Below are 13,494 nucleotides of genomic sequence, written 5' to 3'. Positions count from 1 at the left end.
ACGGTGGCCGCGTGATGACCGCCTACCTCGCGACGATCCCGAGCCCCGACCGCGGGGTCTGGCACCTGGGACCGATCCCGATCCGCGCGTACGCCCTGTGCATCATCGCCGGCATCATCGTGGCGATCTGGTGGGGGGAGCGCCGCTGGGCCGCCCGCGGCGGGACCAAGGGCACGGTCATCGACATCGCCGTGTTCGCGGTGCCGTTCGGCCTGGTCGGCGGCCGGTTGTACCACGTGATCACCGACCCCGAGCTGTACTTCACCGAGGGCAAGAACCCCTGGAACGCGTTCGCGATCTGGGACGGCGGCCTCGGCATCTGGGGCGCGATCGCCCTCGGCGCGGTCGGCGCGCTGATCGCCTGCCGCCGCAAGGGCATCCCGCTGCCGGCGATGGCCGACGCGATCGCCCCCGGCATCGTCGTCGCCCAGGCCATCGGGCGGCTCGGCAACTACTTCAACCAGGAGCTCTACGGCGCGCACACCGACCTGCCGTGGGGCCTGGAGGTCTACCAGCGGTTCAACCCGGAGGACCCGGACAACCTGCTGAACGGCGTCGCGACGGGCCACATCCCGCTGCCGGAGAGCCCGGTCCACCCGACGTTCCTGTACGAGCTGATCTGGAACCTGCTGGTCGCGCTGCTGGTGGTGTGGGCGGACCGCAAGTTCAAGCTCGGGCACGGGCGGGCGTTCGCGCTGTACGTCGCGGGCTACACGGTCGGCCGCGGCTGGATCGAGATGATGCGCACCGACACCGCGAACCACATCCTCGGCCTGCGGGTGAACGTGTGGACGTCGATCCTACTGTTCGCGGGGGCGGTGGTGTACTTCGTGCTCGCGGGTCGGCGCGGGCCGCGGGAAGCACCCGAATCGCTGCGGAGCAAGGACGCCGAGGCGGCTTCGGAGGAACCGGAGCACGCGAAGGTGACCGCCGACGCTCCGGCCGAGCCGGAAACTCCGGCGGAGGACGAAAAGAAGTCCGAGGACTAGCGTTTCCCGCGTCAGCCGAGCGGGCTGAAGGGTCCTTTCCTGTCATGTGATGACAGGAAAGGACCCTTCACCGCATCAGATGACATGAACGTCCCCTTCAGCTCGCCCGGGTCAGCCGAGCGGGGAGTTGCCGAAGTAGTCGTCGTCGGCCGGGGGAGCGTCCCGGCGGGGGGAGCGCGGGGGAGCGGACCGCCGCGGCGGGGCGTCGTCGGCGAGGGGGTCGGCGAAGTCGTCGTCGTCCCACCGCGATTCGCTGCGCGGCCGGGCCGGGGGCACCTCCTTGGGCGCTTCGCTCTGCGGCGGCGGCGGCGGGGCGGGCGCGGCGGGGTAGGGCGAGTACCCCGTGTCGGCCAGCGGGTCGGCCGGGCGGCCGCCGGCGCGGGCCTCGATCAGTTCGTCGGCCGTGGCGCCTTCGCGGAGTTCTCGGTACATCTCGCGGGCTTCGCCGAGGTTGCCCATGGCGAGCGCACGGACCTCGGGATCGGCGAAGGCTTTCCCGGAGGCGACGTCCTCCCAGGAAAGGGCGCCGGAGTCGACCTTCCGCTTGAGCAGCCGCAGCTGCGGCGGCGCGTCCGGGCGCGAGGCGGCGGCCTTGACCGCGGCGATCCGCTCGGGGGACGGAGTCCGGTCGACCGGCGGCAGCTTGACCTTCGCGAGGTCCTTGAGCAGCTGCCGCGACTTGCTCACGCTCCGGTCGAGCGCGGACTCGGCCTCCCGGACGGCGGCCGTCTTCCACGCGTCCGCCGCCTGCCGCGGCGGGGTGGGCTGGGACATGGGGCGCTCCTAGTCGATTCGTCCGCTGATGCGCCCGCTGCTCGGGCGGCGCGGCTCGTGGTGCGGCTGCGGAGTGTGCTGCGGAGGCCGGTGCGGCACGGTCTGCCGCGGGGGCACCGTCTGCGGGACGGTTTGCCGCGGAGGCTGGTGTTGCTGTTGCTGCTGCGGTGGCTGGTGCTGCGGTGGGGCCGGGGTGTCGGAGTGCCCGCCGGTGCCCTGAGCGCTCGTGTGGTCGTCGGGCCGCCGCCGGTGGTCTTCGTCCGGCTCGTCGTCGTCGCCCCGGCCGGTGGCTTCCTTCGCCGTCTTCCCGATGTCGCGGGCGGTGTCGCCGATGCTCTTGGCGTCGTCCTTGATGTCGCCGACGTCGCCCGCGATGTTCTTGCCGATGTCCACCAGGTCGCCGATGCCCTGGACGTCCTTGATCTTCGCCAGCTGCGACCCGATGTCCTTCAGCGAGTTCCACAGGTCGCCGACCTTCTCGACGATGTCCTTGATCATGTCGATGATCGAGATCAGGGCGTCGATGAGCGGGATGATCTCGCTGAGCGCGGTGATCGCGTCCGCGACCCACCCGGCGATCGGGACGCACGCCTCGGCGGCCATCACCAGCAGCCGGTCGATCAGGCTCTTCAGCAGGTCGAGCGCCTTGGCGGCGAGCTTGCGCGAGGTGTCCGCGAGCAGGTCGAAGCCCTTGGCGATCAGTTCGGCGATCGCGGCTTCGGCGGTCAGCCCGGCCTTCCAGCCGATGTCGACGTAGGCCTTGTGCGCGAGGGCGGCCGAACCGGTCCAGTGCTCGCCGAGCACCTTTTCGTTCTCCGACATGACGATGGAGAACGCCTTCATCGACTCGCTGATGTTCCGCCACGCCTGCGCGTCGGCGGAGATCTTCGAGAAGTCACCGGTGAGGGGCTCGATGAACTGCTGGGTGAGGGTGGTGCCGGTGATCTTCTGGTAGACCCACTCGACGGCCAGCACCTCGACACCGGCGTCCTTGATCAGCGACTCGACGTCCTCGGCGGAGGTGTCCTCGGGCGGCTGCAGGGTCTCGGTGATCGAACCGCCGTCGTCGAACCCGGCGGGGGTGTAGGTGCTCCCGCCGCCCGGGTCGCCGCCGCTGCCGCCGGAGTCCCCGCCCGAGTCGCCGCCTGAATCGCCGCCTGAATCGCCGTCGTCCGAGTCGCTGTCGTCCGGCTCGTCGTCGCGCTTCTTGTCTTTGCCGTCCGAGTCGTCGTCGCGCTTCTTGTCGTCGCGTTCGTCTTCGCCGGGGCGCTTTTTGCCGTCGTCGTGCTGGTCGCCCTGGGGGTGGCGACGGTCCTTCCCGTCGTCGTCGTGCTCGCCGGGCCGGGTGCCCCGCCCCGGCTGGTGCGGGTGGCCGCCGGGTTGTCCGTTGTGGCCAGTGGGGTGGCCGCCGCCGTGGTGCCCGCCGTGTGACCGTGCCATGGTCCTGGTCTCCTCGTCAGCGTCCGGCCGGGTGCGGCATGGTCGGGAAGTCGTCCGGCACCCCGCCCGGCTCGCCGGCCGCACCGCCCATCGACTCGAGCTTCGCGCGCAGCTCGTCCAGGATCTTGGCCGAGTTCTCGTCGTGGCTCGCGTACGCGTCCGCCGCCGACTGGACGCCCTGGCTGAGTGACGTCAGCCGGGAATGCCCGAACTTCAGGGTTTCGCCGTAGAGGTTGCCGACCAGGTCGACGACCGGGCGCAGCACCATGAACAGGCCGGTGAACCCGGACTTGTCGCACGCGGTCGCGCGCATGTACTCGTCAATCTTGTCGACGACCTGGTGCAGGCCGTCCACCACCTGGGCGTACTCGCGCATCGCCTCGGGGTCGACTTCGACGTCGGCCACGGATCTCCCCCTCGTTGTCCCCGGTGATCCATTCGGTCGAGCAACACTATGGCACCAGGTGGACACGAGGCGTGGGTGGTTCACCGAAAACGGCGGGTCAGGGCAAGTCGGGCAGCCCCAATTCCAGGTTCGGGGCCTGCAGGCCGCCATCAACCTCGAGGACCTTGCCCGTGATGTACCCACCAGCCCGGGACGCCAGAAACACCACGGTCGCCGCGATGTCCTCGGCCTCGCCGATCCGCTTCAACGGCGTCGCCGCCTCCATCTTCGAGCGCAGCTCCGGGTTGCCCGCCACGATCTCCAGGGCCGACGTCAGCACCGAGCCCACCGAGATCGCGTTCACCCGCACCTTCGGCGCCAGGTCCGCGGCCGCCAGGCGGGTGTAGTGGGCCAGGGCCGCCTTCGCCGTTCCGTACGCCGCGAAGCCGCGGCCCGAGACCCGGCCCATCACCGACGAGATGTTGACCACCGAGCCGCCCGTCTCCAGCAACGCCGGGGCCGCCGCCGTCGTCAGGGCGTGCGCCGTCGACACGTTGAAGCGGAACGCCTCCTCCATGAAGTCCACCGAAGACTCCAGCAGGGGCCGCGGGTACGTGCCGCCGACGTTGTTGACCACGAGGTCGAGGCGCCCGAACTCCGCCACCGCCGTCGATGCCAGCTCCGCCGCGGCCTCCGGCGATGACAGGTCCACCGGCACCGCGTGCGCCCGGCGGCCCACCGCCGAAACCCGCGCGGCCACCTCGTCGAGCTGCGCGGCGGTCCGGGACGCGATGACCACGTCGGCGCCCGCTTCGGCGAGGGCCACGGCCGTGGCAGCGCCGATTCCGCGTCCGGCGCCGGTGACCACGGCGACCTGGTCGGTGAGCTTGAACCGGTCGAGGATCATGCGGCGAAATGTAACACGTTCTAGTGACCGGCGACACAGGCTCGACCGGCGGCGTCAGGCCCGTCACGTTAAGCTCGACCGAGGTTTCCGGGCCGTATACTTAGCGGAACGAACTACCGGGAACCCATCAGGAACTACGTCGTTCCGCGCAGCCAGATCGTTACCGTCCGACGCCGTTCGGGGCGCTCCGAACGGATGCTGGCGTGTTTCCCAGGTGTTAAAGTCGCGCTAACAAGCGGGCCATCGTCGTCCCGTGCGCTCCCCGGCCGGTAGCCCGGCCAGCACGAACAGACGACGAAGGAGGTCCCTTCATGATCTTCTCCGCCATTCCCGGCAAGCAGGGTCTCTACGACCCGGAGACCGAACAGGACTCCTGCGGCGTGGCCATGGTGGCCGACATCCGCGGGCGCCGCTCCCACGGCATCGTCACCGACGGCCTGGCCGCACTGACCAACCTGGACCACCGCGGCGCCGCGGGCGCGGAGCCCACCAGCGGCGACGGCGCGGGCATCCTGCTGCAGCTGCCCGACGCGCTGCTGCGCGCCGAGGCCGGGTTCGCCCTCCCCGAACCCGACGAGCACGGCCACCACCGCTACGCCGCCGGAATCGCGTTCCTGCCCGAAGACGCCGAGCAGCGCCGCAAGGCCGTCGGGCTCGCCGAACGCATCGCCGTCGAAGAGGGCCTGGAGGTCCTCGGCTGGCGCGAAGTACCCGTCGACGCCGACCGTGCCGACATCGGACCGACCGCCCGCTCGGTCATGCCGCACTTCTCGATGCTCTTCGTCACCGCCGACGGGAAATCGGGGCTGGAGCTGGACCGGCTCGCCTTCTGCCTGCGCAAGCGCGTCGAGCACGAAAGCGTGAACGCCGGCTGCGGCACGTACTTCCCGTCGCTGTCCTCGCGGACCCTGGTCTACAAGGGCATGGTGACGCCGGAGCAGCTCCCCGCGTTCTTCGCCGACCTGCGCGACGAGCGCCTGGAAAGCGCCATCGCGCTGGTGCACTCCCGCTTCTCCACCAACACGTTCCCGTCCTGGCCGCTGGCCCACCCGTTCCGGTTCGTCGCCCACAACGGTGAGATCAACACGATCCGCGGCAACCGCAACCGCATGCGGGCCCGCGAGGCGCTGCTGGAGTCCGACCTCATCCCGGGCGATCTGTCCCGGCTCTTCCCGATCTGCTCGCCGGACGCGTCCGACTCGGCGTCCTTCGACGAGGTCCTCGAACTGCTGCACCTCGGCGGCCGCTCGCTGCCGCACGCCGTGCTGATGATGATCCCGGAGGCGTGGGAGAACCACGCCACCATGAAGCCGGAGCGCCGCGCGTTCTACCAGTTCCACGCCAGCCTGATGGAGCCGTGGGACGGCCCCGCGTGCGTCACCTTCACCGACGGCAGCCTGGTCGGGGCGGTCTTGGACCGCAACGGCCTGCGTCCGGCGCGCTGGTGGCGCACGGCCGACGACCGCGTCGTGCTGGCCAGCGAGGCCGGTGTCCTCGACGTCGCGCCCAAGGACGTCGTCGCCAAGGGGCGGCTCAAGCCCGGCAAGATGTTCCTGGTCGACACCGAGGCCGGCCGGATCGTGGACGACGAAGAGGTCAAGTCCGCGCTGGCGAGCGAGCTGCCCTACGACTCGTGGCTGCACGCGGGCCTGCTCAAGATCGCCGAGCTGCCCGACCGCGACCACGTCGTGCAGAGCCACGATTCCGTGCTGCGGCGCCAGCTTTCCTTCGGCTACACCGAAGAAGAGCTGAAGATCCTGCTCGCGCCGATGGCCGAGAAGGGCGCCGAGCCGATCGGCTCGATGGGCTCGGACACCCCGCCCGCGGTGCTGTCCAAGCGATCCCGGCTGCTCTACGACTACTTCAAGCAGAACTTCGCCCAGGTGACGAACCCGCCGCTGGACGCGATCCGCGAAGAGCTCGTCACCTGCATGGCGCGGATCATGGGCCCGGAGCGCAACCTCCTGGCCCCCGGCCCGGCGTCCTGTCGCCACCTGAAGCTGCCGTACCCGGTCATCGACAACGACGAGCTCGCCAAGCTCATCCACATCAACGACGACGGCGACCTCCCCGGCTTCGCCTGCAGCGTCCTTTCCGGACTGTACGAAGTGGACGGCGGCGCCGAGGCGCTGGCCGCGGCCATCGAGCGCGTCCGGCGCGAGGCGTCGGAGGCGATCGCCGCCGGGGCGCGCACGCTCGTGCTCTCCGACCGCGACTCCGACCACCGGATGGCGCCGATTCCGTCGCTGCTGCTGGTGTCGGCGGTGCACCACCACCTGGTCCGCACCAAGGAACGCCTGCGCGTCGCGCTCGTCGTCGAATCCGGCGACGCCCGCGAGGTGCATCACATCGCGCTGCTGCTCGGCTACGGCGCCGCCGCGGTCAACCCATACCTGGCCTTCGAGACCATCGAGGACATGATCGGGCAGGGCGCGGTCACCGGCATCGAGCCCGCCAAGGCCGTCCGCAATTACGTGTATGCGCTGGTCAAGGGCGTCCTGAAGATCATGTCCAAGATGGGCATCTCGACGGTCGGCGCGTACACCGCCGCCCAGGTCTTCGAGTCCCTCGGCCTGAGCCAGGACCTGCTCGACGAGTACTTCACCGGGACGTCGTCGAAGCTCGGCGGCGTCGGCCTCGAGGTGCTCGCCGAAGAGGTCGCGACGCGCCACCGCCGCGCGTACCCGGACAACCCGACCGACCGCGTCCACCGTGGACTCGACACCGGCGGCGAGTACGCCTACCGCCGCGAGGGCGAGCTGCACCTGTTCACGCCGGAGACGGTGTTCCTGCTGCAGCACGCGTCCAAGACCGGCCGCGACGAGGTCTACCGCAAGTACACCGAAGAGGTGCACCGCCTCTACCGCGAGGGCGGCACGCTGCGCGGGCTGTTCTCGTTCAAGGACGGCGTCCGCGAGCCGGTGCCGCTGGACGAGGTCGAGCCCGCCGAGGCGATCTTCAAGCGCTTCAACACCGGCGCGATGTCGTACGGCTCGATTTCGGCCGAGGCGCACGAAACCCTGGCCATCGCGATGAACCGCATCGGCGGCCGGTCCAACACCGGCGAGGGCGGCGAGGACCCCGAGCGGCTCTACGACCCCGAGCGCCGCAGCGCGATCAAGCAGGTCGCGAGTGGACGGTTCGGCGTCACGAGCGAGTACCTCGTCAACGCCGACGACATCCAGATCAAGATGGCGCAGGGCGCGAAGCCCGGCGAGGGCGGCCAGCTGCCGCCGAACAAGGTGTACCCGTGGATCGCGCGGACCCGGCACTCGACGCCGGGCGTCGGGTTGATTTCCCCGCCGCCGCACCACGACATCTACTCCATCGAGGACCTGGCCCAGCTGATCCACGACCTCAAGAACGCCAACGAGCACGCCCGCATCCACGTGAAGCTGGTGTCCTCGCTCGGCGTCGGCACGGTCGCGGCCGGCGTGTCCAAGGCGCACGCGGACGTCGTGCTCATCTCGGGCCACGACGGCGGCACCGGCGCGTCCCCGATGAACTCGCTCAAGCACGCGGGCACGCCGTGGGAGATCGGCCTCGCCGAGACCCAGCAGACGTTGCTGCTCAACGGCTTGCGCGACCGGATCACCGTGCAGGTGGACGGCGCCATGAAGACCGGGCGCGACGTCGTCATCGCGGCGCTGCTCGGCGCCGAGGAGTACGGCTTCGCGACGGCCCCCCTCGTCGTCGCGGGCTGCATCATGATGCGCGTCTGCCACCTCGACACCTGCCCGGTCGGCGTCGCCACGCAGAGCCCCGAGCTGCGCAAGCGCTACACCGGCCAGGTCGAGCACGTCGTCAACTTCTTCAAGTTCGTCGCCGAAGAAGTCCGGGAAACGCTGGCGGCACTGGGCTTCCGCACGCTCGACGAGGCCATCGGCCACGCCGAGCTGCTGAACACCGACGAGGCCGTCGACCACTGGAAGGCGTCCGGTTTGGACCTGGCGCCGATCTTCGAGATGCCTTCGGAGACCCCGTATGGCGGCGCGAAGCGACGCACGCGCGGCCAGGACCACGGCCTCGAGCACGCGCTGGACCGCACGCTCATCCAGCTCGCCGAGGCGGCGCTGGAAGACGCGCACCACGTGAACATCGAAATGCCGGTGCGCAACGTCAACCGGACCGTCGGCACGCTGCTCGGCTCGGAGATCACCCGCCGCTACGGCGGTGACGGCCTGCCCGAGGGCACCATCAACGTCACGCTCACCGGTTCGGCGGGCCAGTCGCTCGGCGCGTTCCTGCCGCGCGGCATCACCCTCGACATGGTCGGCGACGCGAACGACTACGTCGGCAAGGGGCTTTCGGGCGGCCGGATCGTCGTCCGCCCCGACCCGGAGGCGACCTTCGCGGCGGAGGCACAGACGATCGCGGGCAACACGATCGCCTACGGCGCGACCGCGGGCGAGATCTTCCTGCGTGGTCAGGTCGGCGAACGCTTCTGCGTCCGCAACTCCGGCGCCACGGTCGTCGCCGAGGGCGTCGGCGACCACGCCTTCGAGTACATGACCGGCGGCCGCGCCGTGGTGCTCGGCCCGACCGGGCGGAACCTGGCGGCCGGCATGTCCGGCGGCGTGGCGTTCGTGCTCGACGTCGACCGCCGGAAGGTCAACCAGGACATGGTGGACCTGCTCACACCGAGCGCGGACGACCTGGCCTGGCTCAAGAAAACGGTGCAGCAGCACCACGATCTCACCCGCTCCGCGGTGGCGGCGTCGCTGCTCGGCGACTGGCCGCGCCGGTCGGCGGCGTTCACGAAGGTGATGCCGCGCGACTACCAGCGGGTCCTGGACGCGGCGAAGGCGGCGAAGGCCGCCGGCCGCGACGTCGACGAGGCGATCATGGAGGCCGCTCGTGGCTGACCCGACCGGTTTCCTGAAGTTCGAGCGCGAAGAGCCGAAGAAGAAGGCACGCGAGGACCGGCTGCACTCGTGGGGCGAGGTCTACGCGGACGTCGACCCGAACGAGCGCAACGAAAAGGTCCGCAAGCAGGCGTCGCGCTGCATGGACTGCGGCATCCCGTTCTGCCACTCCGGCGGCTCCGGCTGCCCGCTGGGCAACCTGATCCCGGAGTGGAACGACCTGGTCCGCCGCGGCGACTGGGCCGCGGCGAGCGACCGCCTGCACGCCACCAACAACTTCCCCGAGTTCACCGGGAAGCTGTGCCCGGCACCGTGCGAGGCGGGCTGCGTCCTGTCCATCTCGCCGCTGTCGGGCGGGCCGGTGGCGATCAAGCGCGTCGAAGCGACGATCGCCGACCAGTCCTGGGAAGCGGGCTACGTCCAGCCGCAGGTGTCCGAAGTGTCCAGTGGGCAGCGCGTCGCGGTCGTCGGCTCCGGGCCCGCGGGCCTGGCCGCGGCCCAGCAGCTGACGCGCGCCGGGCACGAGGTCACGGTGTTCGAGCGCGACGACCGCCTCGGCGGCCTGCTGCGCTACGGCATCCCCGAGTTCAAGATGGAGAAGAAGGTCCTCGACCGGCGCCTGGCGCAGCTGCGCAAGGAGGGCACCAAGTTCGTCACCGGCTGCGAGGTCGGCGTCGACCTCTCCGTCGAGGACCTGCGCGCGCAGTACGACGCCGTCGTGCTCGCGGTCGGTGCCCTGCGCGGCCGCGACGACACGACGACGCCGGGCCGCGACCTCGACGGCATCCACCTGGCGATGGAGCACCTGGTCCCGGCCAACAAGTACGTCGAGGGCGACGGCCCGCCGCGGATCGACGCGAAGGGCAAGCACGTCGTCATCATCGGCGGCGGCGACACCGGCGCCGACTCCTACGGCACCGCGACCCGCCAGGGCGCGCTGTCGGTGACGCAGCTCGACCAGTACCCGATGCCGCCGACCACCCGCGACGACGACCGTTCGCCGTGGCCGACCTGGCCGTACATCCTCCGCACCTACCCGGCGCACGAGGAGGCGGGCGAGCGGAAGTTCGCCGTCGCGGTCAAGCGGTTCGTCGGCGACGACGAGGGTCGCGTGACGGCGGTCGAGCTGCAGCAGGTCCGCGTCCAGAAGGACCCGGCGACCGGCCGCCGCGAGGTCATCCCGGTCAACGACGAGGTCGAGACGCTGCCCGCGGACCTGGTCCTGCTGGCGATCGGCTTCGAGGGCGTCGAGGAGATGCCGCTGCTGGGCGGCCTCGGCCTTTCGCTCACCAAGCGCGGCACCCTGTCGTGCGGCGCGGACTGGCAGACGGAGTCGCCCGGCGTGTTCGTCTGCGGCGACGCCCACCGCGGCGCGTCGCTCGTCGTGTGGGCGATCGCGGAAGGCCGCTCGGTGGCCAACGCGGTCGACGCCTTCCTCACCGGCGCGTCGGACCTCCCGGCGCCCGTTCACCCGACGGCACTCCCGCTCGCCGTCGTCTGACGCAGCGCTCCGCCATTCGGCCGTACCCACCACGGCCGAATGGCGGTGTGCGCTCAGTCGCGTGACAACTACTTTCGAGTAGCTCTGTCGCTTTTGCGACGATTCACTTCGCGGGAAGGTGGGCGTCTTGAAGCACACGACTTTCCGGGCCGCGATCGTCACCGCGGTCCTTTCCCTCGCGTTCGCCCTGGCCGGCACCCCCGTCCAGGCCGCTCCGAAACCCTTCTGGACGCCTGAGGCCATGCGGGCGGCCATCCCGATGGACAAGCTCGTGAAGACCCCGGCCTTCACCAAGAAGGACGTCGCGCGCGGGCAGAGCGCGATCATCCAGAGCATCCCGAACGGCGGCGGTGCCTGGACCGGCGGCGGCAAGGTTACCCAGACCGCCGGCCGCGTGTTCTTCCTCTTCAACGGCCAGAAGGCCTCCTGCTCCGGCGACGCCGTGACCAGCGCCAACGGCAGTGTCGTCGTCACCGCCGGGCACTGCGTCAAGTACCAGGGCACCTGGCACACCGAGTGGACCTTCGTCCCCGGCTACGACAACGGCAACGCGCCCTACGGCCAGTGGGCCGCGAAGTCCACGCTCACCACCCCGCAGTGGGAAGCCAGCGAGGACATGAACTACGACGTCGGCATGGCCGTGGTGAACCCGCTCAACGGCCGGAAGCTCACCGACGTCGTCGGCGCCCAGGGCATCGCCTTCAACCAGCCGAAGAACCAGAGCATGTACACCTTCGGCTACCCGGCGGCCGCGCCCTACGACGGCACGAAGCTGATCTACTGCAGCGGCACCACCTTCACCGACTTCCTGCTCACCCAGGACCATGGCATGCGGTGCAACATGACCGGCGGCTCCAGCGGCGGCCCGTGGTTCCTGTCGTTCAACGAGGGCACCGGCACCGGCGTGCAGGCCTCGGTGAACAGCTTCGGCTACACCTTCCTGCCGGGCTACATGTTCGGGCCGTACTTCGGCACCGACGCCCAGAACCTGTACAACCGCGCGCAGGCCGCGTGAGCCGACGTCAGCCCAGGGGTGGAGCCGCGGTTCCGGCCCTGGGCTGACGCGTGCGCGCACCCGCTCGGGCCACGCTGGACCCATGCGGAAAACGTGGGTACTCCTGGCTTTCCTGCCTCTGCTCGCCGCGCCACCGGCGGCGGCTTCGCCGAGTCTGAAGTGGACGGTGCCGTGCCCGGACTACGGCCTGACGCCGTCGCCGACCGCCGGACTCGAGTGCGCGACCCTGCGCGTCCCGCTCGACTACGCGCACCCGGACCGCACCATCGAGCTGACCCTTTCGCGGCACCGGGCGACGCCCGGCGAACGCCGTGGCGTGCTCCTGATGAACCCCGGCGGCCCGGGCAGCCCGGGCCTCGCCATGCCCGCCCAGCTCCTGGAGCGCGTGGGCGGTTCCGGGCTGCCGGACGCCTACGACGTCATCGGGTTCGACCCGCGCGGCACCACCTACAGCACGCCGGTCACCTGCGACATGACGCCGTCGCAGCGCGGCGCGGTCCTCGGTCCGTACGCGGGGGGCCCGCGCGACGTCGCGGCCACCGCGGTGACGGCCCGAATCGTGGCAAAACAGTGCGGTGACGCGAAAACCGCGGACCTGCTGCCGCACATGACCACCGCGAACACCGCGCGCGACCTCGACCGGATCCGGGAAGCGCTGGGGGAGCGGAAAATTTCGTACTACGGCGTCTCGTACGGCAGCTACCTCGGGGCGGCGTACGCGTCGATGTTCCCCGGGCACGGCGACCGGATCGTGCTCGACAGCGTCCTCGGGCCGGGCGGCCTCGACGTCGTGGCGAACCGGCGGTTCGCCGAAGGCTTCGACGACCGGTTCCGGGACTTCGCCGCCTGGGCGGCCGCGCGTGACGATACGTATCACCTCGGGCGGACCCCGGCGGCCGTGGCGGCGAAGTTCGCCGAGCTGGCCGCCGTCCGCGGGCCGGAGTTCCGCGCGAACACGTGGAACGGCCTGTACGACGACGCGATGTTCCCGGCGGTGGCGGCGGAGTGGGCGGGCCGAGCCCGCTCGGCGACGGGCCCCCTCGACGGCGACAACCATGCCGCGCTGCAGCTGCAGGTGATCTGCAACGACTCCGACTGGCCGGAGGGAGTCGGTGCGTATCAACGCGCGGTGGAGCGCGAACGGCTGCGCCACCCGATGTTCGGCCCGGCGGCGGCGAACGTGAACCCGTGCGCGTTCTGGCCGGTCGAGCGCGCCGAACCCCCGGTGCGCGTGGGCGGCCCCGGCCCGGCGAACGTGCTGCTGGTGCAGAACCGGCGTGATCCGGCGACGCCGTTGTCGGGGGCGCGGGAGACGCGAGCGGCGTTCGGGAACCGGGCGCGGATGGTGACGGTCGACGCGGGCGGGCACGGCGTCTTCACGCGCGAAAACGCTTGCGGCAACGACGTTGTCCTGCGTTACCTGCGTGACGGCCTGTTCCCCGCGGCGGACGGTTTTTGCGCGGCTGACTGAAAATTTCCCCTGCCCGATGGGGCGGACTCCGTCACCCGACCGGTCGAAGGGGACGCTTTTTCCGGGGCAGGGGAGCACAATCACTCCGCCCGGCCTCCGCGGTCCACTGTGGATCGATCACGAGACGGGGCGGAGAGGTGGGAAGAC

Annotated in this window: 9 protein-coding genes; 5 read left to right on the top strand and 4 right to left on the bottom strand. The window is 70.7% G+C overall.

The window, feature by feature from the left end; translation table 11 throughout:
• Positions 1–14 precede the first annotated feature (14 nt).
• Positions 15–989: a prolipoprotein diacylglyceryl transferase gene (gene lgt / locus QP939_RS50955; RefSeq protein ID WP_285454198.1), complete on the top strand. Its 975-nt coding sequence runs from the start codon at positions 15–17 to the stop codon at positions 987–989.
• Positions 990–1,100: 111 nt separating this feature from the next.
• Here the strand turns inward: lgt and QP939_RS50950 are convergent, their stop codons facing one another.
• The 4 genes from QP939_RS50950 to QP939_RS50935 all read right to left on the bottom strand — a co-directional run bounded on the left by QP939_RS50950 (position 1,101) and on the right by QP939_RS50935 (position 4,495).
• On the bottom strand, positions 1,101–1,763 hold the full coding sequence (locus QP939_RS50950; RefSeq protein ID WP_285454197.1) for a hypothetical protein: 663 nt from the start codon (positions 1,761–1,763) through the stop codon (positions 1,101–1,103).
• 9 nt (positions 1,764–1,772) lie between these two features.
• Positions 1,773–3,203, bottom strand: coding sequence for a hypothetical protein (locus tag QP939_RS50945; RefSeq protein WP_285454196.1), 1,431 nt, complete (start codon positions 3,201–3,203; stop codon positions 1,773–1,775).
• A 16-nt stretch (positions 3,204–3,219) separates the two neighbouring features.
• Positions 3,220–3,609: a type VII secretion target gene (locus QP939_RS50940; protein WP_285454195.1), complete on the bottom strand. Its 390-nt coding sequence runs from the start codon at positions 3,607–3,609 to the stop codon at positions 3,220–3,222.
• Positions 3,610–3,706: 97 nt separating this feature from the next.
• Entirely contained in the window at positions 3,707–4,495 is a 789-nt protein-coding gene (locus tag QP939_RS50935) for an SDR family oxidoreductase (RefSeq protein WP_285454194.1), read from the bottom strand.
• A gap of 311 nt (positions 4,496–4,806) precedes the next feature.
• Here QP939_RS50935 and gltB point away from each other — a divergent pair, with 311 nt between their 5' ends.
• The 4 genes from gltB (at position 4,807) to QP939_RS50915 (ending at position 13,347) form a co-directional block, all read left to right on the top strand.
• Positions 4,807–9,360, top strand: coding sequence for a glutamate synthase large subunit (gltB, locus tag QP939_RS50930; RefSeq protein WP_285454193.1), 4,554 nt, complete (start codon positions 4,807–4,809; stop codon positions 9,358–9,360).
• Positions 9,353–10,861 (top strand): glutamate synthase subunit beta, encoded by a 1,509-nt coding sequence (locus QP939_RS50925; protein ID WP_285454192.1) that lies wholly within the window; start codon positions 9,353–9,355, stop codon positions 10,859–10,861. Before gltB ends, QP939_RS50925 begins: the two co-directional genes overlap by 8 nt.
• Before the next feature lie 127 nt (positions 10,862–10,988).
• Positions 10,989–11,876, top strand: a complete 888-nt coding sequence (locus tag QP939_RS50920; protein WP_285454190.1) for a trypsin-like serine peptidase — start codon at positions 10,989–10,991, stop codon at positions 11,874–11,876.
• An 82-nt stretch (positions 11,877–11,958) separates the two neighbouring features.
• Positions 11,959–13,347 (top strand): alpha/beta hydrolase, encoded by a 1,389-nt coding sequence (locus QP939_RS50915; protein WP_285454189.1) that lies wholly within the window; start codon positions 11,959–11,961, stop codon positions 13,345–13,347.
• Positions 13,348–13,494 lie beyond the last annotated feature (147 nt).

This window comes from Amycolatopsis nalaikhensis (genome assembly GCF_030264295.1).
Classification (GTDB): Bacteria; Actinomycetota; Actinomycetes; order Mycobacteriales; family Pseudonocardiaceae; genus Amycolatopsis; species Amycolatopsis nalaikhensis.
Note: the sequence above shows the minus strand (reverse complement) of the source record. Positions and strands in the feature narration are given on the sequence as shown.